The following is a 24,108-nucleotide window of genomic DNA, read 5'->3' as shown; positions in this document are numbered from 1 at the left end:
TCGAATGATTGGAAACAGCGGAAAGAAACGGGTTTGAAAAAAGACTTCAAAGCGCAGGCGTCAAAACGCATTCACTTCAAGAAACCGATCGACAGCCACGGCACGAACGCGACCACCAGCAGCGCGATGAACAGCGCGCCGAGATAACCCCACACGCGGCTCACAACCCGATCCGGAGACACCTTGCCGATCGCGCACGCGGCATAGAAGCCGACGCCCATGGGCGGCGCGAACAGACCCAGGCCCATCGACAGGATCACGACCATCGCGTAGTGCACGTCATGAATGCCGAGCGCCCGGGCCACGGGAAACAGCAGTGGGCCGAACAGCACGATCGCGGGGATGCCTTCGAGCACACTGCCGAGCACCACGAACAACACGATCGACACGCACAGAAACGCGCGCGGACCGCCGGGTATCTGTTCCATCGCCGACACCAACGACGCGGAGAAACCCGATTGCGTGAGCGCCCACGCCATCGCGGTGGCCAAACCGATGATCAGCAGAATTGCGCCCGACAGACTTGCGGTGTCGAGCAGCAGCGAATAGAAGCGGCGCCATTCGATCCGGCGTCCGCACAGATGCAGCAACACGCCCGCAATCAGCGTGTACGCGATACCGATAGTCGACACTTCGGTGGCGGTGGCCGCGCCTTCGATCACCACCGCGCGAATCAGCATCGGCAACGCGAGCGCGGGCAGTGCGATCACAAAGGTGCGCAGGATAGTGCGCAATGGCGCGCGCGTGCTGTTGCTCGGCGGTTCGTGCCGCGCGCGCCGCCAGCAGACGAAACCGATCGCGATCGTCGCGACCACGGCCGGCATGATCCCGCCGACGAACAGCGCGGTGATCGACACGCCGCACACCGCACCGATCGTGATCAGCACAAGACTCGGCGGAATCGTTTCGGTCATCGCGCCGGTTGATGAGAGCAGTGCGACCAGTTCCTCGGGCTTCGCGCCGCGCCGCTGCATTTCAGGAAAGAGCGCGGGCGCTATCGCCGCCATGTCGGCGGCTTTCGCGCCGGAGATGCCCGACACCAGAAACATCGCGCCGAGCAGCACATACTGCAGACCGCCGCGCACGTGGCCAAGCAGCGCAGCCATGAAGTCGATCAGGCAACGTGCAAGCCCGCTCAATTCCAGCAATGCACCGAGCAGAACGAACAGCGGCACCGACAGCAACACCAGATTCGCCATCCCTTCATCCATCCGGCTCACGACGATGCCGAGCGGCGCATGCGTCATCAGCACCAGATAGGCGAGCGTGGCGGTGCCGAAGCTGAACGCAATCGGCACGCCGCCCGCCACGCACAATCCCACCAGCACGACGAAGAACACGATCAGGTTCAGGTTGCCGAGCGCGAGCAGATAAGGTTGTGCGATCCACAATGCGGCAGCGATCGCCCCTGCGGTGAGCAAGGCGCCGACGAACTGTCCCGGGCTCACCTCACGCGCGATGCGGGCGAGCGCCGCCATCAGCATCAAGGCCGCGCCGACGGGCAACGCAGCGCAACGCCAGCCGTCCGGCAACTGCAACGCGGGCGTACTGACCGGCATCTGCAGGTTCATGTGCTCGATGGCCGGCGTGATGATCAGCGCAACGAAGGTACAGACGGTGAGCGCGCTGACTGCTTCCAGCCAGCCGCGCCATTTCTCCGGCAAGCGCGTGACGATCGCGGTGAGACGCATATGCGCGCCGCGATGCAAGGCGAGCACGGCGCCCAGCATCGCCAGCCAGCTGAACAGGATCGACGCGAGTTCGTCTGACCAGATCAGCGGCTGGTCTAACCCATAACGAAAGATCACGCCGCATAGCAGGATCACCGTTTCTGCAACCACAAGGCAGGCCGCCATCGCGCCTACGCCGTGCATGACCCAATCGACGGCCGTGGTCAGACCGCGCGCGAGCCAGCCGTCGTTTTCCAGTTTCTTCGTCAAGGTTAGATGCATGGCGCGTCAGGCGAGTTTGCCGGTGTATTTTTCGAGGGCGCTCCATGCGTCGTCGCCGAACTTTTTGTGCCAGTCGGCGTAGAAGCCCGTCGTGGTCAGCTGGTGGCGGAACGCATTGATATCGACGTCGTTGAATTGCAGGCCCTTCGTTTTCAGCTCCGGCATCAGTGACGCATTCAACTTCGCGACGTCCACGCGTTCCTGCACGGCGGCATCGTTGACGGCGTTCTGCACGATGGTCTGCAGGTCCTTCGGCAGACGCGCGAACGATTGCTTGTTCGCGAGGAACCAGAAGCCGTCCCACATGTGATTGGTCAGCGAGCAAAACTTCTGCACTTCGTAAAGCTTGGCCGCGGTAATGGTGGCGAGCGGATTCTCCTGGCCTTCGACCACGCGCGTTTGCAGTGATGAATACACCTCGGAGAAATTGATGCTTGCCGGCGACGCACCGAGCGCCTGGAACATCGACGTCCAGATCGGACTCATCGGCACGCGCAGCTTGATACCTTTCAGGTCGCCCGGCACGTGGATCGCCCTGGTGCTGGTGGTGGTTTGGCGGTAGCCGTTGTCCCAGATTTTCTCGAATGCGAACACCGAGGTCTTTGCGATCTCCTGGCGCACGCGCGCCCCGAGTGCGCCGTCGAGCGCGCCCCACACCTGGTCGTAATCCTTGAACGCGAAGCCGACGCCGGTAATCTGCGCGGCCGGCACGAGCGTGCCGAGAATCAGCGGCGACAGCGTGAAGTAGTCGATTGCACCCGAGCGGACCTGCGACAGCATGTCGGTGTCGCTGCCCAACTGGTTGTTCGAATACACCTGGAAGTCGACCCGTCCTTTGCTTTCCGATGCGATACACGCGGCAGCTTCTTTCGCGCGGATATTCATCGGATGGGTGGCGGGCAGGTTGTTCGCGTACTTGAGAGTGAATTCGGCAGCGCGCGCAGAGCGGCCATGCAAGCCGGCAAACGACGCGGCGGCGGCAAGAGAGGCACATTTAAGAAAGTCGCGCCGGGTGGTAACGCTCATCGTTTGTCTCCTGAGTTTTATGTTTGCCGTATCGAAGGCCGGCGCCCAGCTAAAAGCAAATTGGATGCCATTTGGGGCGAGCCGCGCGGGCGTTGGCGTTGGCGCAGTGAATGAGGGTTATTGCCAGGCGGCATAAGCCGTGCAGGTGTCGAGCGAATGCGACACCTGTCGCATGCTTTGTGTCGCACGCGTTGGCGGCGGCGAGCGATGTGCTCACGCGCCATGCGCGAACGGCCTTGCACGCTGTCGCCTTGCCTGGCGAGCGTTGGTGCGGCGCGCTGCGGCAAACGCGGCGAGCCCGCTGCATCGTGGCCGTGATCGATTGGCCTGGCTCTTGCATAGAGAGCTGCCATCACCACGCCAAGGAGTCGATCGCAATGCAACCCAGCATCATCGGATGGAGCCATATCCCGTTCGGCAAACTCGACGCGTTAGACATTGAACGCATGATTGCCGATACCGCGCTCGGCGCGCTCGATCACGCCGGCGTCGAAGCCAGTCAGATCGATTCGATTCACGTGGGCACCTTCAACGGCGGTTTTGTCTATCAGGACTTTCCGTCGGCACTGGTCTTCAACGCGATTCCTGAATTGCGCTTCACCTCGACCGTGCGTTGCGAAAACGCATGCTCGACCGGTTCGGCCGCGGTGTATTCCGCACTCGACGCAGTCCGCTCGGGCCGCTCGGCCTGCGCGCTGGTGATCGGCTACGAAAAGATGACGAGCCTGCCGACCGCCGAAGTCGGCAAGGTGCTGCAAAAGTGCTCGTACGCGGTCGAAGAGGCGGACGTGCCGGGCGGCTTCGCGGGAATTTTCGGCCAGCTCGCGCAAACGTATTTCGACCGCTATGGCGATCAGTCGGACGCATTGGCGGCGATTGCCGCGAAGAATCATCACAACGGCGTGTCGAATCCGTATGCGCATATGCGGCGAGATTTTGGCTATGACTTCTGCCGCACGCCATCGGAGAAAAATCCGTTCGTCGCCGGGCCGCTCAAGCGCACCGACTGCTCGATGATCTCGGACGGCGCGGCCGCGTTGATCATTGCATCGCCGGACATCGCGCGGCGCGCGCGTCACGCGGTCGACTTTCGCGCGACGGTGCAGGTGAGCGACTACCTGCCGCTGTCGCGGCGCGATCCGATCGCGTTCGACGGCGCGCGGCTCGCGTGGAAGCAAGGCCTGGCGCAAGCAGGCATGACGCTCGACGATCTGTCGCTGGTCGAAACGCATGACTGTTTCACGATTGCCGAGCTGATCGAATACGAAGCAATGGGTCTGGCCGAACCGGGACAGGGTGCACGCGTGATTCTCGACGGTGTGACCACAAAAGAGGGGCGTTTGCCGGTCAATGCATCGGGCGGCCTGAAGGCGAAGGGACATCCGGTCGGCGCGACCGGCGTGTCGATGCACGTGATGGCGGCGATGCAGGTGAGCGGCCAGGCGGGCGCGATGCAGATTCCGAATGCGCGCACGGCTGGCGTCTTCAACATGGGCGGCGCGGCCGTGACCAACTACCTGAGCATTCTCGAGGCACGCCGCTGAGAGACATCAATTAGCCCGGACCCACGATGCGCGTCTCTTCATTTCTCTTTCTTCAAAGCACTTGCTTATGCTGACCACCGTCATGAACCTCGGGAATCTGCTGACCGATGCAGCCCGACGCCACGCCGATCGCCCCGGCTTCATCCACGCCGAGCGCAGCACGAGCTGGCGCAACATCAACGCGCGTGTCGACGCAGTCGCGCACGGTTTGAGCCGGCTCGGCATTGGCAAGGGTGACAAGATTCTCGTGCATTCACGCAACAACCTGCCGCTCTTCGAAAGTGCGTGGGTCGCCTTCAAACTCGGTGCGGTGTGGGTGCCGACCAACTGCCGGATTACCGCAGCGGAAGCTGCGTATCTCGGCGAATCGAGCGGTGCGAAGGCGATGATCTACGAGGCCGGCTTCGACGCCCACGTCGACGCGGTGCGCGCGGCGTCGCCCGCATTGCAGCATGTGATCGCAATCGGCAAGCCACGGGTGGGCGAACTCGCCTACGAAACACTCGCGCAGCAGATGGACGCGCCGCCGTTCGCTGCAGTGGACGTGGACCGCGACGATCCGCTGTGGTTCTTCTATACGTCCGGCACTACCGGGCGCCCGAAAGCCGGCGTGCTCACGCATGGGCAAATGGCCTTCGTGCTGACCAACCACATTGCCGATCTGATGCCCGGTTTGACGCACGAATCGCGCTCGCTCGTGGTGGCGCCGCTCTCGCACGGCGCGGGTATTCACGCGATGGTCAATGTGGCGCGTGCGGCGGCCAGCATCCTGCCAGCCTCGGAGAAGCTCGATGCGGAAGAAGCGTGGGCGCTGGTGCAAAAATATCGCGTCGACAATATGTTCACCGTGCCGACGATCGTCAAAATGCTGACCGAGCATGAATCGGTCGACCGTTACGATCACAGTTCGCTGAAGTATGTGATCTACGCCGGCGCGCCGATGTATCGCGAGGATCAGAAACATGCGCTGCGCAAGCTCGGCAACGTGCTGGTGCAGTACTACGGCCTGGGCGAAGTGACCGGCAACATCACGGTGCTGCCGCCCGCGCTGCACACCGCCGACGACGAGGCCGCCAACAGTCGCGTCGGCACCTGCGGCTATGCGCGCACCGGCATCGAAATCGGTATTCTCGACGACGAAGGCCATCGCCTCGCGGCGGGCGCGAGCGGCGAAATTTGCGTGCGCGGACCGGCGGTGTTCATCGGCTATTTCAACAACGTCGAGGCGAACGAGAAGGCTTTCCGTCACGGCTGGTTCCATACCGGCGATCTGGGCCACCTCGACGAACAGGGCTTTCTGTACATCACCGGGCGTTCGTCGGACATGTACATCTCCGGCGGCTCGAACGTCTACCCGCGCGAAGTCGAAGAAGCGATTCTCACGCACAAGGCCGTGCAGGAAGTCGCGGTGGTCGGCATGCCCGATCCGAAGTGGGGCGAAATCGGTGTCGCGGTGGTGGTACGACGCGAAGGCTGGGCGCTGGAGGAGGAAGCCTTACTCACGCATCTCGAACCGCATCTCGCGCGCTACAAGTGGCCGAAACGCTGCGTGTTCTGGGACGCGTTGCCAAAGTCCGCTTACGGCAAGATCGTCAAGAAAGATATCAGGGCGTTGCTGGTTGGGCCGCAAGAGGTAGTTACGACGGAGGGGATAGTGAGCAGCCGCTGACGCTTCGGGTTGCGTGACGCCGTGTACCGGCCGCGACGACGTCTCGCCATGCGCGAGGCGTTCGCGAGGCGTTTGAGCGCCAGCGGAAGACACGCCGGCCGGCGTCAGCGGCCACGGTGCATGAATAAGTCAGCCTCGATGGATATCGGTACCGACGAGGCACGTGTCCTGGCAAGCACGTCACCGCGTTTGAAAAAAGAACTCAGCCGTGATCCGCCATCAACATATTGCTGCCAAGGTCGCGTACGTGCGGAATGCGAAACTGCCTGAGCTTGCGATACAGCGACGCGCGGCAAATACCGAGGTCACGCGACGCGGCAGAGATATTCCAGCGGCTCGCGGACAGCGCCCGCAGAATGTTGTCGCGCTCGCTCGGCGGCGCGACCGGCAAGCGGGACGCTTCAGCATGACGCGCAGCGTGCGGTGCGCCGCTCATGGCGTCATGCATGGGCGCGTATCGGGTGTCATGTGACGCGGCATACGGATGCGGCGCCGTCTCCAACGCTGCATGAAGCGTCGAGCGCGAACTCGCTTGTGCGCCTACGCCTTTACCCGGATGCACGTTGGCCGGCAGATCGCCGGCGCGGATCAGCTCACCGCTCTTCACCGCGCACGCATACTGAAGTGCCGCACGCATTTGCCGCAGATTGCCCGGCCATTTGCAGTGGAGCAGAATCTCACGGGCTTCGCGGTCGACGTTGGCGTCGAGTGTCATGCCCGGCGCTTCGCATTCGAGGATCGATTGCAAAAGCCATTCGCGGTCGTGCCGTTCGCGCACGGGCGGCAGGTGCACGATGCCCACGGCGATGCGGTAATAGAGATCTTCACGGAAGGTCCCCGCCTCGACATGCGATTCGATGTTCTGATGCGTTGCACAGATCAATTGCAGATCGACCGCGATCGGTGCGGCCGAACCGATCGGTGTCACTTCGCGTTCGGACAGCGCGCGCAGCAAGCGGGTTTGCTGCGCGGCGGGCATATCGCCGATTTCGTCGAGGAACAGGGTGCCGCGATGGGCGAGCACGACCTTGCCTTTCATGCCGGTCGAGAGCGCGCCGGAGAACGCGCCGCGTGCATAGCCGAAGAGTTCGCTCTCAATCAGATTCTCGGGAATCGAGCCGCAATTCACCGACACCAGCGCGGCCTGCCGGCGGCTACTGTAGTTGTGCAACGCACGAGCGAGATATTCCTTACCGGTGCCGGTTTCACCAAGGATGAGAATGGGAAGTTGCCGGTCGATGAGCAGGCGGGCACGCGAGAGCGTGGCCAGCATCGTCGGATCGTCGCCACATAGTCGGCTAAGCGGTAGCCCGGATGAGCGAGATGAGTCTGCACGGGCGCGGTCCAACGGGTCGTGGGCGGTCATGGCATCTCTCTTTGTCTATTTGATTGGCAGGATCGGCCCGGCTTGTGGCCCGGCGAATCGAAAAAGCTGCCAGCGGTTTGTCTCCGAAACCAAGCATAGTGCGATTCATTAATAGTCTCCAATACATTATGATGCGTCGACTGATACCGATAAGGTATAAGTCGGACTTCTATTTGCACACTCAGGGGCAGGCATGGAGCTGAGGCAATTACGCTATTTCGTCGTGCTGGCGGAGACCTTGCACTTCGGACGAGCGGCGGCGCTCCTTAATATTTCGCAGCCGCCGTTGTCGCGGCAGATCGCGTTGCTCGAAGCGGAACTGGGTGTTGTGCTGCTGGATCGCACGCGCCGCAGCGTGCGGCTCTCGGCAGCGGGGCATCGCTTCTATCGCGATGCCAAGACGGTGATGGCCACCGTCGACCAGGCACGCGGCCATGCGCGCGCCGCCGATCTCGGCGAAGAGGGCACGCTAATGGCAGGCTTCATGTTCGCCGCCGCGTACAGCATCGTGCCGGCGCTGACACGTGCGTATGCGTCGGCGTTTCCACGCGTCGAACTGAAGCTGAGCGAAAGCATCCCAACGTTACTGGTGGCCGAGATCCGCGCCGGCAAGGCCGACGTCGGCATCATGTATCCATCCGATTCGGCGGTGGAACTCGAGACCCGCACGATCTTCAGCGAGCAACTGGTCGCGGTGCTGCCCGAAGGACACCGGCTCGCCACGCGAGCGGAGATTTCGATTGCCGAGTTGCGCGACGAATGGTTCATCATCTCGCCGCATGCGGCGTCACCGTTCATCTACAACACGATCGTCGAGCACTGCCGTCGCTCGGGGTTTACGCCACGTATCCGCCTCGAGACCAATTTCCAGCAGACCATCGTGAATCTCGTCGCGCAGCAGCTCGGCGTTGCGCTCGTGCATAGCTCGATGCGTAGCACGCATGCGGATAACGTCAAGTTCGTGCCGCTGCAGCATGCGCCCTATGTCGATGTCGCGTTGGTGTGGAGTCCCGATACGTTGAATCCGTGCGTCGCGCGGTTTGTCGATATCGCCGCGCAAATTGGCCTTGCCGGCACGCGGCACGGAAGTTAACGCGCACGCGGCTGCCCGAGTGCCGTTACCGGCGCGATCGCGTTGCGCAGGGGACTGGCGTCGACTCGTATTGAATCCGCACCGCACATGCACTACACCTGTAGCACCGCGCGCGACAGATGTCTCGCGCGCAGCAGCTGAGTGATGCACGCTCAGGCTTGCTGCGCCTGGCGCTCCATGCATTGCGTGCGGATGGCATTGAAGTTGCTCATGTGAGGTGTCGTAATTTACCTGACCCTCCTATGACGTCGAAGACAGAAGCTTTCCGCCATCCTGGCGCAGCCGCTCACCCGCGGGTGCTGGCCATGGTAGTGCGGGAGCCGCGCGAACTGCGCGTTGAAATACCCAGTGGACGCAACGCCGGCACAGTACTGCGCGATCTGATGACGCGCCACGGTTTCTGCGGCGCGACCGGCCGGATCTGCAGCGGTTCGGCGCGTGCATTGCAGTACCACGTCGTCATCAAGGCGGCGCAAGGCGAGCGGCCTTATATCTACGGCGCCCCGACCCAGGAGAATGATGAAGTTGCCTTGCTGCATGGCGCGGTCACGATCGGTAAGGATCGCGCGGGCTGCGTCGCGCTGCATTGTCACGGCGCGTTTGTCGGCGGCGATGGGCGGTTGCACGGCGGGCATGTGATTCTCGATCGTCTCGAAGTGGGCCGTGAATCGCTGGTGTTGCGGCTCTGTGCATTCGCGCACGGTGGCTTCACGCAATATATCGATGAGGAAACCCGCTACACGCTGTTTGGGCCGACGGCGGAGGATGCCGCATGACTTCGCTATCCAACTCATCCGAGGTCAAGCTCGAAGCCGGCAGCTACGGGCGTACCGTGATTGCACGGTTTAAACCGAATGAGGACATCGTCGAATCGCTGGAGCGGCTGTGCGTGCAATATGGTATCGGCCGCGCGGTAGTGCGTAGCGCGGTGGGCAGTCTGATCGACGGGCACCTGGCGAGCGGCGCGGGTGCGACGTTGGCCACGCAGATCGTCAAGGGGCCGGGCGTCGAGATCGTCGGATTGTTCGGCGAAGTCGCGGGTGTTGTGGCGGGTCGCGACGATACGGGCGCGACCGAGCTCACCGCGATTCTGTCCGGTACAGATAGCCAGGTGTTTGCCGGGCGCGTGGTACGCGGTATGAATCTGTCATTTATCACGATCGAGGTAACACTGCAGGAGTGGATCGCGGACGTGGATGGTCTGACGGGGAGCGCCTGACGGATCGTCCCGAAAGCAGACGGCTCGTATGACGGAGCAAAGCGGGGCGGTTCGATGAGCCGCCCCTCGATAGGCAGGCGGCGGACCACGACGAAGACTGCAAGAATCGCCGCGGCCTATGATCGCTTAACGTTACTTCACGTCGGTAAACAATCTCCCCCAGCTTGCCAGTGGTTCCGTGTCCACCCGCAACATCCGCAAACACTTCCACACGACGGTCGCCACCGTGTCATAAGCAGGAATATCCGTAGCCATCTCAAACGCGCGCACCAGATGCGCTGCATGTAGATTCGTGCAGAAGGTGGTCACCGCATCCGGCCTTGCAAACGCAGCTTCACGCATCATGATGGCCAGTTGCGTATCTGGCACCTCGGCAAAACTGAAATTGTCCTGCAAACCGAGGTGTCGTTCCGACACGCATTCGATACCGAGCTTCTCGTAGTTCCGCACGATCCGTTGCTGAACGTCGTCGATATACGGCGACACCAAGCCCAGGCGCCGCACCTCCGTTCTGGCGAGGATTTCGTTGAGCGCCAGTACCGAGGTCGTCGCGGGGATGCCGGTCTCCTCGGTGATCTGGCGGCACAACGTCTGGTCGCGCTCGAAGCCGAGCCAGCCGGCCGACGTGCCGCTCCAGCCGATCACATCCACACGCGCATCGGCCAGTTGACGCGCTGCGGCGAGAATCCGGCTCGCGTCGAACTGGCCGAGCGCCTGCTCCGATAGTGCGATCTCCGTCACCGTGAAGCGCGCGAAATGCGCGCTGACGTGTGGCAATTCGCTGAGCATCGCCGAGGTCATCGGCTCTAACGCTGTGTTCGACGAAGGCGTGAGAATGCCGAGCCGGATTCTTCTGTGTTGCATTGCGGCGTATCCCTTTAGTGCTTGAGGGCGTGAGGACGTGAGTGGTTTAATCGGCGAGCAGCTGCTTCACACCTTCGGCCGCTTCATAACGAAGCTGTTCGAGATCGAGGCCCGGAATCACACCGTTGTCCACCACCACACGGCCATTCACCACGTTGTAGCGCACACGAGCCGGTTCGCCTGCGGCCACCGGCGCCACCGCCACATCGTGAAAGCCGTTGAAGCGTAAATCGCTAACGTCGTAAAGCACGAAATCCGCAGCCTTGCCGACTTCGAGCGTGCCGACCGCGTCCAGGCCGAGCACGCCTGCTCCGCCCGCGCTGCCCCAATGAATTATCTCTTCGACGGTGGTTGCCGACGCGCCTTGTGCCGCGCGATGCACTAACCATGCAAAGTGCGCTTCGTTGGTCATGCTGCCGGATTCGTTCGAGGCGACGCCGTCTACGGCCAGCGACATCGGCACACCTGCCGCCACCATCTGCGGTGCGGGCGCAATGCCGCTGCCGAGGCGCGCGTTGCTCACCGGACAGTGGGAGCAACCGCTGCCGGTTTCCGCGAGCATCGCGATTTCGCTGGGCTGCAGATGCACGAGGTGGGCGAACCAGACATCCGGCCCAAGCCATTCGTGATCGGCGACGAACTCGACCGGCAACTGGTTGAAGCGCTCCTTGCAGAAGTCGACGTAGCGGGTCGTTTCCGAAAGATGCGTGTGCAACCGCAAGCCCATGCGACGCGCCGCGCGTGCGACTTCAGGCAGCAGTTCCGGTGGCAACGAAAACGTCGGCGTAGTCGGTGCCACGACGACGCGACGCATCGAAGCCTCGCCCGAATCGTGATAGCGCGACTTCAGGCGTTCGATGTCCGCGAGCATCTGATCGAGCGTCTCGGGTTTCAACGCCACTTTGGAAAACCCCGGATGATCGCCCGCCGCTTGCAATGCGCCGCCACGGCACAGCACGAAACGCATGCCGAACGACGCCGCTTCGTCGAATAGCAGATCGCCCGTTTCGGTGGTGCCCTCCGCGTGATACAAGTAGTGGTGATCCGCACAGGTGGTCACACCCGACAGAAGCAGCTCGGCAAGACCCAAACGTGCGGCGACGCGCGCCAGGTCCGGCGTAAAGCGTGCGAGTCGTGGATACGGCACGGCGGCCAGCCATTCCTGCAAATCGGCATTGATGCCGGACGGTACTGCTTTCAGCAGGTTCTGGAACAGATGGTGGTGAGTATTCACCCAGCCTGGATAAACCACGCATGAACGCGCGTCGATGACGCGTTCATCGGCACGTGGTTCCAGGTTAGGCGCAATGTTCTCGATACGGCCGTTGCGAATCCGCAGATCGACCTGGCCCAGGCGCGCGCTAGTGCCATCTCGGCCGCTTCGACCGCTCATCACCGCGACAGGGTTCTTGATCAGCAACGCTTCAGTTTGCATGCTCACGATTCAATGTCCTTTCAGTTACTGCGAAGCGGCCGTCGGTCCAGAGAGGCATGACGGCCGCGCTCGTCTTACTGCGTGGGTTGCTTATTCACGCACGAGGTTGTGCGTCTCCACGATCTTTTTTTCTTCTTCATGCGCGCCGTTCAATACGGCGTTCAGCACGACCGATACCAGGCACGCCAACACCACACCGCTATGCAGGAAAGGCTGCGTCCAGTCGGGCATGTGCTTGAAGACTTGCGGCGACATCACCGGAATCAGCGCGGTGGCGATCGTGAAGCCGACGATTAGCACGTTGTAGCGATTGCGCTCGAAGTCCACCTTCGCCAGCGTTTGCACGCCTGCGGCCACTACCACGCCGAACATCGCGATACCGGCGCCGCCAAGCGCCGCAGCGGGCGTTGACGCGACCACAGCACCGATCTTCGGCACCAGCGCCACCACGCACATCAGCACGCCGCTGATCGCGACTACCCAGCGGCTGCGCACACCGGTCAGGATCACGAGCCCGACGTTCTCCATGAAGGCGATGAACGGGAACGCCGCGAACATGCCGGCAATCGCGCTTGCAAGACCGTTCGCACGCATGCCGCGCACCACGTCTTCCTCGCTCACGTCCTTACCGACGATGTCACCGATGGCGACGAACAACCCCATCGATTCGACCATCTGCACCACCATCACGACGATCATCGTCAGCACCGGCACGACGGAAAACACGGGCGTACCGAAGTGGAACGGCATCGGCATCGTGAACCACGGCGCGGCGCTCACGCTGGAGAAGTTACCCATGCCGAGCGAGCAGGCGAGAATGCCGCCCGCAATCAAACCGATCAGCACGGAGAGATTGCGCAGAAACGGACCGGCAAAGCGGTTAATCGCAAGAATCACCAGCGCGACGAACAGCGTGACGCCGAGGAAGGACGGCGCACCGAACTGTTGCTGCGCGGCCTCGCCACCGCCGGCCCATTGATACGCAACGGGGAACAGTTGCAAACCAATCACGGTCACGATGCAGCCGGTCACGACAGGTGGGAAGAATCTTCGTAAGCGTCCGACGAGCGGTGCGGCGAACATCGTGAAGAGACCCGCGCCAATTACCGCGCCACACACGCCGGCGAAGCCGACACCCGGACTCAGGCCGATCGCGATGACCGGGCCGACGCTGCTGAATGCCACGCCTTGCAGAATCGGCAGACGCACGCCGAACTTCCAGATGCCGACGGTCTGCAAGATCGTCGAGATGCCTGAGCAAAACAGAGCGGTGCTGATCAGCACGGTGGTGTCGGCCGGTGACATCTTCAGTGCCGACGCGACGATCAACGGAACAGCAATCGCGCCGATATAAGCCACTAGCATGTGCTGCAAACCGAGCGTGATCATCTGGCGCTTCGGCAGAATCCGATCGACGGGATGTATGGCGGTGTTCATGACGTGTCTCCAAATTATCGTTTTCCGGTCGGCGCGCACCGCACGACTTGGCCGTGCAGCATCACTTCACGCGCCGACCGGATCTCCCGTCAGGCCGCAACCGGCACGGCAAGACAGGCATGGAAGCGGTCGGTCAGCGCGGCGCGATCGAGATCGCGTCCGATGAATACAATGCGGCACGAGCGCGGTTCAGTGCCCCACACTTGCGCCGCGCGCAGTTCGATGACGTTGTGCACACCTTGCAGCACATAGCGATGCGACTGGCCTTGCACAGCGAGAATGCCCTTCATGCGGAACAGTTTCGCTGCATCGGCTTCGCGCAGTTCGGTGAGCCAGGCTTGCAGCGCGTCCAGGTCGATATCGGCGTCGACTTCAATGCCGACTGAGGACACGCTTTCGTCGTGCTGGTGGTCGGCGTGATCGTCGTCATGATGGGCGTGTTCATGATCGTGATGCGCCTCGTGCTCGTCGTGGTGCTCATGTTCATGCTCGTGGGCGTGCGAATGCTCTTCTTCATGGAGGCCGTCGGTCTCGACCAGAATTTGCGAGAACTCATTTGCACCGACGCCGAGAATCCTGTCGAGGTCGATCTGTGCGTAGCTCGATTCGACAATCTCCGCCGTAGCGTTCAATCCGCGAATGCGCTGCGTCAGCGAAGCGATATCTTCTGCAGTCACCAAATCGACCTTGTTGATCACAATACGGTCTGCACAAACGATCTGATCGACCGCCTGGTTATCGCTGCCGTCGAGCACCAGATCATCCAGGTGCGCGGCGATGTGCTTCGCGTCCACCATTGTGACCACCGCATCCAACGTCACCTGTTTCGCAATCGGGTCATCGAGGAAGAAAGTCTGTGCAACCGGATATGGATCGGCAAGCCCGCTCGTTTCAACGATGATGTGATCGAGCCGATCCGGTCTTTCCACGAGCATTCTCACGATGCGCACCAGGTCTTCGCGTACCGCGCCGACGCAGCACACGCAACCGTTCGTCATCTCATAGATCTCTTCGGTCGATTCGAGCACGAGACCACCGTCGATGCCGATTTCGCCGAACTCGTTTTCGATCACCGCGATCTTGCGCCCGTGCTTCTCGCGCAGGATGTAGTTGAGCAGCGTCGTTTTGCCGGCGCCGAGAAAGCCGGTCAGCACCGTGACAGGGATTTTCTCGATTTCGTTGTGGGTGGTGTGAATGTGATTCATGACTCGTCTCCGTTTCTTCGTTCGTACTGCGGTTCGTGCGCTTCGTGCGGTTGTTGCGGTTGTTGCGGTTCGGCTATCAGGCGAGATGCGGTGCTTTTGCGGCTTCCTGTGATGCGGTTTCTACTTCACCGTCTCGCCAGCGTTTGACGGTGCCCGCTTCGAGACCGAACAGATCGAGCACGCGGCCCAGCGTGTGGTCGATCATCTGGTCGAGCGAAACAGGGCGCGCGTAAAACGCCGGCACAGGGGGCGCGACGATTGCGCCCATTTCGGTGACGGCGATCATGTTGCGCAGATGCGCCAGCGTGTAAGGGGTTTCACGCGCCAGCAGCACCAGGGGGCGGCGCTCTTTCAACGTGACGTCGGCGGCGCGCGAGATGAGGCTCGACGACATGCCGCTGGCAATTTCGGCAAGCGTCTTCATCGAACAGGGCGCGACGATCATGCCCAGCGAGCGGAACGACCCGCTGGAAATGGCGGCGGCCATGTCGTCGCAACGGTAGGTGAAGCGGGCGAGGGCGCTGACTTCGGCGAACTTGTAGTCGGTTTCATGCGTCATCGTCAGCAGCGCGCTGCGCGAGACGGTCAGATGCGTTTCGATGTCGAGTTCACGCAGCAGTTGCAGCAGGCGCACGCCGTATGTGAATCCGGACGCACCGCTGATGCCGACTACGAGCCGCCGCGGGGTCATCGCTGGGCTCCGTTGGCGGCGTGCGCCAGGATCTCAACCGCCTGTTGTGCGGCACATTCGCTGATCTTCGCGCGAATGCCGTCGAAGTGGGAACCGCGTGTCGCGTCGATACCCATGCGCGATGTGGTGCCCGCTGCGGACGATGAAGGATCGAGCGGACTGCCCGGCAAGCCATCGACGATAAATATGTCCTGATGCGGCTGGAAATGCGTGGCGATAGCCCACAGCACCTGCGAATCGTTGGTGATGTCGATATCGCTATCCACCGCTACGACGTTCTTGAGATACGGATCCCAGCCGAGCAACGCGAGCATGATCTGGCGCGCTTCGCCGTCGCGTGTCTGGTTCAGCGCGACGTAGCAGTGGAAGTGCGTGCCCGAGTTCGGATAGTGCAACGCGGTGACGGAAGGAAAGCGCGCCTTCAACTTCTCGCTCATTTCCGCTTCGCGCGGCAAGCGGGCCAAAGTCAAATGCTCCGCGTACGGGCCACCGACAACGTCGACGAGCCATGCATCGTTACGGCGCATCATCGTGTCGACGCGCAGCACGTTGTTGGTGGAGCGATCCGACGAATAGCCGGTAAATTCGCCGAATGGACCTTCTTCGGCGTGGGCGTCCGGATCGATCGTGCCTTCAAGGACGAACTCAGCGGAAGCAGGAACGCCGATGCCATATCGCGGCGTGCGCACCAATTGCAGAGGCGCACCAAACAATCCGCCTGCAATCGCGCGTTCATCCGTGCCGAAGGGCACGCGTGCTGCGGCGGCCAGCATGAACAACGGATGCGCTCCGATCACCATCGCGACTTTCAGCGTGTCGCCGCGTGCTTGAGCGGTTTGCAGCATGCGCCAGAGGTGACCACGCGAATGCAGGCTGGTTGCCAGCGCATTGCGGGCGTGCCGCATCGAACGGTGATAGCTCATATTCGCGACGCCCGTCTCCGGATCTTCGGCAATGATCACCGCGTTGGTGATGTACGGCCCACGATCCGTATCGAAGTGGCGGATCATCGGCAGTTGTGCGAGATCGACGGCATCGCCTTCGATAACCTGATCGAGAACAGGGCCGGTCGGAACGAAAACCGGCGCGATTGGGGCGTTCGCACGTTGTTGATAAGCGTCGAATAGGCCCGACGCATCCACGTCGAACAAACGCCCAATACGTGTACGTGAAGCAAAGAAATTCGTAACCAGCGGCGTCGCAATGCCGTCGACGTTTTCGCAAATCAGCATTTCATGCCGTCCGCGCGCGGCCAATTCGGCCACTACTGCGGTGACGTCCTGATCCGCAGCCAACGGTTGCTTGATCGTCAATACGTCATCTGGGAACTGCTCGCGGTACGCAAGGGCAAAGCGGTGAAAATCCTGAGTGGCGCGGAAGAGGTTATCCGCCATAGTGAACTCCGTCGAAAGCGATAACGAAAGCGGACCGGTAGGAGGGCAGGCGCGGCGCGAACGGCTAGCCGCGCCTGCAATACACCACTAGGAAGCGTTAAGCAGGCTGCGTGACGTCATTCACGTAGGTCGCCTTCAGACGTTTTTCCGCTTCGGCGAGATCCTTCGGCGGCTTGGTCGGTTCGATGCCGACCAGGCGGGCGATGTTGTTGCCCATATAGTCTTCGAGACCGTCTTCGTCCAGATCCATGCCTTGCGGCGCCGGACCACACAGCATTTCCAGCTCGCGCAGCCACATACCCGGCTCATTCGGCGGTGAATCCGTGCCGAACACGATCTTGTTGCGCGGCAGCTCACGCGCGAATTCGACAATGCGCGACTGATAGCACCAGCCCGATTCGCAGTACACGTTCGGCGTATCCATCGCCATCCAGAACGATTCGAACGAGTAATTGCCGCCCGTTTGAATCCCGAAGTGACCGATGATGAAGTTCACCATCGGGAATTCGCGGATGATCGGATAGAACTGCGTCGGAATCGTGTATGGTCCGTCGCCGGTGTGAATCAGCACCACCACGCCGAGTTCGGCACACTTCTTCATCGCCGGACGCAACCAGTCGAGCGCGCGATCCGGCCGATAGCCGTGCATGTTCGCGTGCAGCTTGAGCATCTTGAAGCCGTACTCCTTCACGTGGAATTCGAGCTCGGCGGCGCCGTTCTCCGGACCCCAACGCGGGTTGTACGTGAAGTTGCCGATAAAGCGATCCGGGTACTTCTGCGTCAGCTCGGCGATATACGCCATGTAATCGCGAATGCCTTCACGGCCGCGACGATTGCCGTCGCGATAGCCCGTGTTGCCCGGCGGCGGCTGAATGAAGCCCATGTCGATACGGCGCGGCTTGCCGTTGATGATGTACGGACCGTCCATCATCTTCAGCAGGCGTTCGCCGGTGAACGGCTCGCCGGTATGGCGCCACGCTTCGTCGACGAGATTGGTCGGGTGCAGATGGGTATCGATGATCATCAGCGGGCTCCTGCGTAGGCGGCTTGAGTTGCGTTCGCGGCATGCTGATGCGACGCGCCGGCGTGTTGTTTCAGATAGGCTTGCGCTTCTTCGACGCTTTTCGGCCGCGCGGTGGGCTCGATGCCGATCATGCGGGCGAGATTGTTGCCGAGGTAGTCCTCAAGCGTGTCCTCGTCGAGATTCAGGCCTTGCGGGGGCTCGTGGCACAACACTTCGAGCAGACGCAACCACATGCCGGGCTCGTTCGGTGGCGTGTCGGAGCCGTAGAGAATCTTGTGCGTCGGCAGCACCTTCGCGAATTCGACGATCCGCGATTGCAGGCACCAGCTCGATTCGCAATACACGTTCGGCGTATCGAGGGCCATCTGATACGGCTCGAAGCAGTACACGCCACCGGTCTGCACACCGAAGTGCGCCATGATGAAATTCACCGAAGGGAATTCGCGGATCAGCGGATACCACTCGGTCGGAATGCTGTACGGGCCGTCGCCGGTGTGCAGCTTCACGAGCAGGCCGAGGTCCGCGCATTTGCGCAACGCAGGGCGCAGCCAGTCGAGCGCGCGGTCGGGACGATACGCATGCATGTTGGCCTGCAACTGCACCATCTTGAAGCCGTGTTCCTTCGCATAGAACTCGATGGCCTCAGCGCCGTTCTCTGGACCGCACCGCGGGTTGTAGACGAAGCAGCCGATCAGACGGTCCGGATACTTCTGCGTCATTTCGACCGTGTAAGCCATGTAGTCGTCGATCGACTCGCGGCCCGAGCGGTTGCCGTCGGTCCACGTATAGATCGTGTTGCCTTGCGGCGGTTGAATGAATGCCTTGTCGATGCGGCGCGGCTTGCCGTTGATGAGGTACGGGCCGTCCATCGTCTTGATCAGACGCTCGCCGGTAAATGGCTCGCCGTCGTGGCGCCAGGCGAGGTCGACCAGATTGGTCGGGTAACAGCTAGTGTCGATGATCATGTACTCGATCTCCTTGAGAGGAACTGGTGTATCCAGTTGCCGGATCGCGGGCAGGCGCATCGATGGAACGGAGCCTAGACAGGCTTGCCCATGCGGCCCTTTGCAAGACGCAGTGTTTGTGCGCCTTCCCCTCGCCGGCATCGAGTGTCACACTGATGTGCACTGCTGCTTGCGATGCAGTCTCACGCGTTAAAAACGCTCTGTACAATATTTTTTAACCACGATCTTGATACGTTTGCGATATGGACATCCGGCTGTTGCGTTACTTCGCGGTACTTGCCGACGAACTGCATTTCGGCCGGGCAGCCGCACGGCTGCACATTTCGCAGCCCCCGCTGAGTCAGCAGATTCGCATCCTCGAAGAGGAGATGGGCACTGCGTTGTTCACGCGCTCGCAACACCGTGTCGAACTCACGGATGCAGGGAAAACACTTAAGGAGCAGGTGCCGCTGATCTTCGCGCAGTTCGAACGCGCGATCGATCTGACGCGTTGCGCGGGGCGGGGCGAAGTGGGGAGTCTCGAGATCGGCATCATCAGCTCGGCGATGGTCGATCCGATTCCACGCGCACTACGGGTATTTGCGGAGAAGCATCCGCACGTGCAGTGGACACTGCACGAGATGACACCCGCTGCGCAGATTCTCGCGCTCAAGGAACGTCGGTTGGATGTGTGTTTCTTCCGTGTGTCGCATGAGGACCCGGAGATTCGTAGCGAAGTCGTGATGCGCGAATCGGCGGTGGTGGCGCTGCCGTTAGAGCATCCGCTTGCGGCGCGTGAGGCGATTGCGTTGCGCGAGCTGGAGACGGAGCGCTTCGTGTCGTTCGGGTTGCAGCATTCGCAACTCGCGCGCTTCTTACAGGACTGTTGCGTCGAAGCGGGGTTTACACCGCAGATCGATCAGGAGGTGGTCGAGGTGCATACGCTGCTGTGCCTCGTGCGCGAAGGGCTGGGCGTGGCGTTGCTGCCTTCGTCGGCGCGGCAGTTGACGACCGGTGGGGTGGCGTTCGTGCCGCTGGCTGCGCCGCGTCCCGAGGTGTCGCTGCACGCGCGCTATCGTGCGGAGGAACCGTCGCCGGTGCTTTCGCTGTTTCTCGATACCGTGCGGGAGGTGGCTGCTAGCGTGGGCGCGGACGCGAAGGGCGGGGAGCCGTAACGCGAGCGCGTCTGACCGTTCGCGTGATGCGCGAGAGTGCGCCTGGGCGCGAAGGGCGCCGTGAGCGGCGGAGAATGCTAACGCGCGCCGACTGTCTGCGCGACCAGTTTGCGAATCACCTCGATCAGCGGCGCCACGCGCGCCGCTTTCTCCCGAGGCCACACCGCATACAAGTTGTAATGCGTCGGGATTTCTACTTGCGTGAGTTCGACCAGGCGCCCCTCGCGCCGCGCGTCCGCAGCGAGCAGACCGCGCGCCAAACCCGCGCCTATGCCTGCGCTGGCCGCTGCAATCAGCCCGGCGGCGTTATCGAACACGGCCACGGCATCCGGTTCGACGGCGGCCATGCCTGCCGCGGTGAGCCACGGAATCCACGAGCGTTTCGTATAGCCGAGCAACGGCAAATCGAGCAGTTGTTCCGGCGTGAGCGGCACGCTCAGCTTACGTGCCTCAAGAAGGGCGGGCGAACCCACGGCCGTCAACCGATCGCCGCAAATCAGCGCGTTCTCGAAGCCATCCCATTCTCCATACCCATACCGCAGCGCAATATCCACGCGCTCGAACGCGCTACGGTCGTGGCGCGGCGTGGACAGCACGGTCAATGACGTGCCGGTCAATGCGCCGAGCAAAGCAGGCAAGCGCGCCACCAGCCAGCTCTGTGCGAGTTCGGGGTCGACGTCGAGCGTGATGGACTGCTTGACCGTGCGCTCTTTCACCGACGACAACGCACGATCGATCTGCTCGAAGCCATCGGTCAACTGATTCGCAAACAGTACGCCCGCGTCCGTCAGCACCACGCCGCCGCCTTCGCGCACGAACAGCGGCTGGCCGACGAACTCTTCGAGCGTGCGGATCTGCTGGCTGATCGCGCTATGCGTGAGCGACAACTGGCGCGCCGCGCTCGAAAAGCTGCCGACGCGTGCCGCTTGCAGGAAAGCCTGCATCGACTGGATCGAAGGGTAGCGTTTCAACATAGGTGTTAGCCGGACTTACGGGTGATGGAAGAAATCGTCGCTGGCGTTGTGCTTAACGGCTTTCAATAATGGCCGCAAGCGCGCGGCCTTTGCTTTGTAGCATGCACCACACACCGCGCTGCACAACAACATTCAGGAGACAGCGCATGATCGAGATCGTGGTCAACGACACGCGGCACTCGCTCGACAATGTACCGGAAGACATGCCCCTGTTGTGGGTGTTGCGCGACCGGCTCAAATTGACCGGTACGAAATTCGGTTGCGGCGGCGGGTTCTGCGGCGCGTGTACGGTGCATCTGGAAGGCGAGGCCGTGCGCTCCTGTTTGCTGCCGGTTGCAGCGGTGGCGGGCAAACACATCACGACGATCGAAGGATTGTCGAAAGACGGCAAGCATCCGCTGCAACTCGCGTGGGTCGCGGAAGACGTGCCGCAGTGCGGCTACTGTCAATCGGGTCAGTTGATGCAGGCAGCAGCGTTTCTGAAGGACAAGCCGACCGTCAACGATGAAACGATCGCCACCGCCATGTCGGGCAACATCTGCCGCTGCGGTACCTATTCACGCATTCGCAAGGCGATCAAACGCGCGGCTTCCGGCGATGCCACGCTCGCGTCGATTACGTGGGTCGAGCCCATGTGTGCTTCGGTTTGCACCTCCACGAAAGAGGAGGCTTGAATGCGCGACGACAAGCAAGCGCTGGGCAGCGCACACGGTGCGGCGCGTAGACGTTTCATCAAACAGAGTTCGGCATTGCTGGCTTCCGGCCTCGCGATCGGTTTTCAACTTCCCGAGGCTTTCGCGAAAGACGCCAACGTAAGCGGCGATCCGAAACCGCAAGCCGGCGAGTTCGAGCCGAACGCATGGGTGCGCGTGCTGCCTGACGACACGATCAAACTGGTGGTCCACAAGCATGACTCCGGCACGGGTACGCGTACCGCCTTGGCTGCGGTGGTTGCTGAAGAACTCGATGTCGATCTGTTCCGCGTGGATGTGATTACGCCGGAGAATCCGTTTTACGGGGACTACATTCATCCGTTGTGGAAAGTGTTTTCGACAGGCGGCAGTACCAGCGTCTCGCTTGAGTACGATCGCTTGCGGCGTGCGGGCGCAACCGCACGTGCGATGTTGATCCAAGCCGCCGCGAAACAATGGAACGTGGCGCCGTCCGCATGTTCGACCGAAAACGGCTTTGTGATCGACAAGGCGAGCGGCAAGCGTGCGAACTACGGATCGTTGGCGAGCGTAGCGGCGCAATTGCCCGCGCCGAAAGACGTCGTGTTGAAAGACCCTTCGCAGTTCAGATACATCGGCAAGCTGCAGAAAAAGCGCGGCGCCGATCTGAAAGCAAGGGGCGCGTTTCCATACAGCATCGATGTCTCGTTGCCGGGGATGCTGGTTGCCGTTGTCACACGTGCGCCGGTTATCGACGCACGTGTGCGCAGCGTCGATGCCAAAGCCGCGTTGGCGGTGCCGGGCGTGCGGCAGGTCCTGCAGATTCCTGGTCGTCCGGACCTTCTCGGCGGCAATCAGGCCGGCGTCGCCGTACTGGCGGACGATTATTGGTCGGCGCATAAGGGCCAGGCTGCGCTGCTCGTCGAATGGGAAGATAGTCCGTTCGAGACATTCGACAGCACCACGCTCGCCGCGCGTCAGGCCGCGTGGCTCGATGATCCCGCTTCGCATGTCGTCCCGACGGTTCAGCATGGCGACGCCAAAACCGCGTGGCCGCATGGCGCACGCGTGATCGAGGCGTCGTATTCGATGCCCTACAAGGCACAGAATGCGCTCGAGCCGATCAATGTCACTGCGTGGGCGAAGGATGGCGGTATCGAGTACTGGGGCGGGTTGCAAGTGCCTTCCACGGTGCAGGAAGCGGCCGAGGTGATCGGCGGGATTCCTGCTGAGCGTGTGGTATTGCATGAACTTGTTTCGGGCGGCAGCTTTGGTTCGCGGGAATCGAAGTACTGGCTATTTGAGGTGACGTGGCTCGCGCTGAAAGTTGGCAAACCCGTGAAGCTGATGAACAGTCGTGAAGACGAAATGCGCGCGCTGTTCTATCACTCGGCGAGTTATCACCGCGGCAAAGCTGCGCTCGACGCGCACGGCAACCTCACCACCTTGCAATTACGCGCTGTGATGCCTGCCTCACCGGAACAATGGGAGCCGGGGTATTTTGATCGTCCGGATCGGATGGACTACAGCACGACTGAAGCGATCAGCAAATATGAGTTCGCTTACGATGCGCCGCATGTCGATCTGGGTTGGGTGCGGCATGAGACGGGTGTGCCGACGGGTTGGTATCGGGCGGTGAGTTACATCCCGAACGTGTTCGCGGTGGAGTCGTTCATGGATGAGGCCGCACATGCGGGGCAGCGTGATCCGGTTGAGTTTCGGCTTGCGCATATGAAGGACCCGCGACATAAGGCGGTGTTGCGCGAGGCGGCGGCGCGGGCTGGGTGGGGGAAGGCGTTGCCTGCTGGGACGGCATTGGGTGTTGCGACGAATCAGGCGTATAGCAGCTATGTCGCGGTGGTGGCGCGGGTTGTGCGGAAGGGCGATGCGGTTGTAGTTGAGAAGCTGACGTGTGTGGCGGATTGCGGGTTGGCTGTGTCGCCGGGTGGGGTTGAGGAGCAACTGTATGGCGGGTTGATGTGGGGACTAGGGCATGCGACGGCGGACCGCATCGATATTCGGCATGGGCAGGTTGAGCAGAAGAACTTCGATACGTATCGCGTGATGCGGATGAGTGATATGCCGGAGGTTGATATTTTGATCGTGCAAGGCGATCCGGCGAAACCGGGTGGGGTGGGGGAGTTGTCGAGTCCTTCGGTGGCGCCGGCTGTGGCTAATGCGGTGTTCAGGTTGACGGGGAAGAGGGTGAGGGATACGCCGTTTGATCTTGAGAAGGTGGCGGCGCAAGCGGGTGTTCGTGGGAAGGTGGGTGGGAAAGCGAAGGCTTGAAGCGGCGATTGCTCCTTGATTCCTGGCGTGAGCCGCTTGGCCGTCGCTCCCATATTTATCACTTTGTGCCCGCCGGATAAACCGATGTTGACGTCCATGCGTCGTGCATCAACTCCGCCTGCGCGACGGCCGGCCT

20 protein-coding genes are annotated in these 24,108 nt (G+C 61.7%); 8 read left to right on the top strand and 12 right to left on the bottom strand.

The window, feature by feature from the left end:
* Positions 1–71: 71 nt before the first annotated feature.
* Both PQQ52_RS08945 and PQQ52_RS08940 read right to left on the bottom strand, forming a co-directional pair.
* Positions 72–1,952, bottom strand: coding sequence for a TRAP transporter large permease (locus tag PQQ52_RS08945; protein ID WP_408209312.1), 1,881 nt, complete (start codon positions 1,950–1,952; stop codon positions 72–74).
* A 6-nt stretch (positions 1,953–1,958) separates the two neighbouring features.
* Positions 1,959–2,978, bottom strand: a complete 1,020-nt coding sequence (locus PQQ52_RS08940; protein ID WP_408209309.1) for a TRAP transporter substrate-binding protein — start codon at positions 2,976–2,978, stop codon at positions 1,959–1,961.
* A gap of 377 nt (positions 2,979–3,355) precedes the next feature.
* Here PQQ52_RS08940 and PQQ52_RS08935 point away from each other — a divergent pair, with 377 nt between their 5' ends.
* Together PQQ52_RS08935 and PQQ52_RS08930 are read left to right on the top strand one after the other, a co-directional pair.
* Entirely contained in the window at positions 3,356–4,522 is a 1,167-nt protein-coding gene (locus tag PQQ52_RS08935; RefSeq protein ID WP_408209306.1) for an acetyl-CoA acetyltransferase, read from the top strand.
* 67 nt (positions 4,523–4,589) lie between these two features.
* Positions 4,590–6,191, top strand: a complete 1,602-nt coding sequence (locus PQQ52_RS08930) for an acyl-CoA synthetase (protein WP_408209304.1) — start codon at positions 4,590–4,592, stop codon at positions 6,189–6,191.
* A 202-nt stretch (positions 6,192–6,393) separates the two neighbouring features.
* On the opposite strand, the gene PQQ52_RS08925 is transcribed toward PQQ52_RS08930, so the two are convergent.
* On the bottom strand, positions 6,394–7,557 hold the full coding sequence (locus PQQ52_RS08925) for a sigma-54-dependent Fis family transcriptional regulator (protein WP_408209302.1): 1,164 nt from the start codon (positions 7,555–7,557) through the stop codon (positions 6,394–6,396).
* A 193-nt stretch (positions 7,558–7,750) separates the two neighbouring features.
* Here PQQ52_RS08925 and PQQ52_RS08920 point away from each other — a divergent pair, with 193 nt between their 5' ends.
* The 3 genes from PQQ52_RS08920 (at position 7,751) to PQQ52_RS08910 (ending at position 9,869) form a co-directional block, all read left to right on the top strand.
* The gene (locus PQQ52_RS08920) at positions 7,751–8,650 is read left to right on the top strand and encodes a LysR family transcriptional regulator (RefSeq protein ID WP_408209299.1); all 900 of its coding nucleotides are present in this window, start codon (positions 7,751–7,753) and stop codon (positions 8,648–8,650) included.
* Between the two features lie 242 nt (positions 8,651–8,892).
* Complete coding sequence (locus PQQ52_RS08915; protein ID WP_408209296.1) at positions 8,893–9,426, top strand: PCC domain-containing protein; 534 nt, start codon at positions 8,893–8,895, stop codon at positions 9,424–9,426.
* Positions 9,423–9,869, top strand: coding sequence for a PPC domain-containing DNA-binding protein (locus PQQ52_RS08910; protein ID WP_408209294.1), 447 nt, complete (start codon positions 9,423–9,425; stop codon positions 9,867–9,869). The genes PQQ52_RS08915 and PQQ52_RS08910 overlap by 4 nt, the downstream gene beginning before the upstream one ends.
* A gap of 132 nt (positions 9,870–10,001) precedes the next feature.
* On the opposite strand, the gene PQQ52_RS08905 is transcribed toward PQQ52_RS08910, so the two are convergent.
* The 8 genes from PQQ52_RS08905 to PQQ52_RS08870 all read right to left on the bottom strand — a co-directional run bounded on the left by PQQ52_RS08905 (position 10,002) and on the right by PQQ52_RS08870 (position 18,884).
* Positions 10,002–10,733, bottom strand: coding sequence for a maleate cis-trans isomerase family protein (locus tag PQQ52_RS08905; RefSeq protein ID WP_408209292.1), 732 nt, complete (start codon positions 10,731–10,733; stop codon positions 10,002–10,004).
* A 46-nt stretch (positions 10,734–10,779) separates the two neighbouring features.
* Entirely contained in the window at positions 10,780–12,168 is a 1,389-nt protein-coding gene (locus PQQ52_RS08900; protein ID WP_408209602.1) for an isoxanthopterin deaminase, read from the bottom strand.
* Between the two features lie 90 nt (positions 12,169–12,258).
* Positions 12,259–13,605: a nucleobase:cation symporter-2 family protein gene (locus PQQ52_RS08895; RefSeq protein WP_408209290.1), complete on the bottom strand. Its 1,347-nt coding sequence runs from the start codon at positions 13,603–13,605 to the stop codon at positions 12,259–12,261.
* 89 nt (positions 13,606–13,694) lie between these two features.
* Positions 13,695–14,810, bottom strand: coding sequence for a CobW family GTP-binding protein (locus PQQ52_RS08890; RefSeq protein WP_408209288.1), 1,116 nt, complete (start codon positions 14,808–14,810; stop codon positions 13,695–13,697).
* Between the two features lie 76 nt (positions 14,811–14,886).
* Positions 14,887–15,501, bottom strand: a complete 615-nt coding sequence (locus PQQ52_RS08885) for a UbiX family flavin prenyltransferase (RefSeq protein WP_408209285.1) — start codon at positions 15,499–15,501, stop codon at positions 14,887–14,889.
* On the bottom strand, positions 15,498–16,895 hold the full coding sequence (locus PQQ52_RS08880) for a UbiD family decarboxylase (protein WP_408209282.1): 1,398 nt from the start codon (positions 16,893–16,895) through the stop codon (positions 15,498–15,500). Before PQQ52_RS08880 ends, PQQ52_RS08885 begins: the two co-directional genes overlap by 4 nt.
* A 97-nt stretch (positions 16,896–16,992) precedes the next feature.
* Complete coding sequence (locus PQQ52_RS08875; RefSeq protein WP_074289307.1) at positions 16,993–17,919, bottom strand: amidohydrolase family protein; 927 nt, start codon at positions 17,917–17,919, stop codon at positions 16,993–16,995.
* Complete coding sequence (locus PQQ52_RS08870) at positions 17,919–18,884, bottom strand: amidohydrolase family protein (protein WP_408209279.1); 966 nt, start codon at positions 18,882–18,884, stop codon at positions 17,919–17,921. The genes PQQ52_RS08875 and PQQ52_RS08870 overlap by 1 nt, the downstream gene beginning before the upstream one ends.
* A gap of 242 nt (positions 18,885–19,126) precedes the next feature.
* Here PQQ52_RS08870 and PQQ52_RS08865 point away from each other — a divergent pair, with 242 nt between their 5' ends.
* On the top strand, positions 19,127–20,038 hold the full coding sequence (locus PQQ52_RS08865) for a LysR substrate-binding domain-containing protein (protein ID WP_408209276.1): 912 nt from the start codon (positions 19,127–19,129) through the stop codon (positions 20,036–20,038).
* Between the two features lie 77 nt (positions 20,039–20,115).
* Here the strand turns inward: PQQ52_RS08865 and PQQ52_RS08860 are convergent, their stop codons facing one another.
* The gene (locus PQQ52_RS08860) at positions 20,116–21,012 is read right to left on the bottom strand and encodes a LysR substrate-binding domain-containing protein (protein WP_408209274.1); all 897 of its coding nucleotides are present in this window, start codon (positions 21,010–21,012) and stop codon (positions 20,116–20,118) included.
* A 146-nt stretch (positions 21,013–21,158) separates the two neighbouring features.
* Between PQQ52_RS08860 and PQQ52_RS08855 the strand changes: the two genes are divergently transcribed.
* Positions 21,159–21,686, top strand: a complete 528-nt coding sequence (locus tag PQQ52_RS08855; protein WP_408209271.1) for a (2Fe-2S)-binding protein — start codon at positions 21,159–21,161, stop codon at positions 21,684–21,686.
* Positions 21,687–23,972, top strand: coding sequence for a xanthine dehydrogenase family protein molybdopterin-binding subunit (locus PQQ52_RS08850; RefSeq protein WP_408209268.1), 2,286 nt, complete (start codon positions 21,687–21,689; stop codon positions 23,970–23,972).
* Positions 23,973–24,108 lie beyond the last annotated feature (136 nt).

The organism is Paraburkholderia sediminicola, from assembly GCF_046030555.1.
Taxonomy (GTDB): domain Bacteria; phylum Pseudomonadota; class Gammaproteobacteria; order Burkholderiales; family Burkholderiaceae; genus Paraburkholderia; species Paraburkholderia sediminicola_E.
Note: the sequence above shows the minus strand (reverse complement) of the source record. Positions and strands in the feature narration are given on the sequence as shown.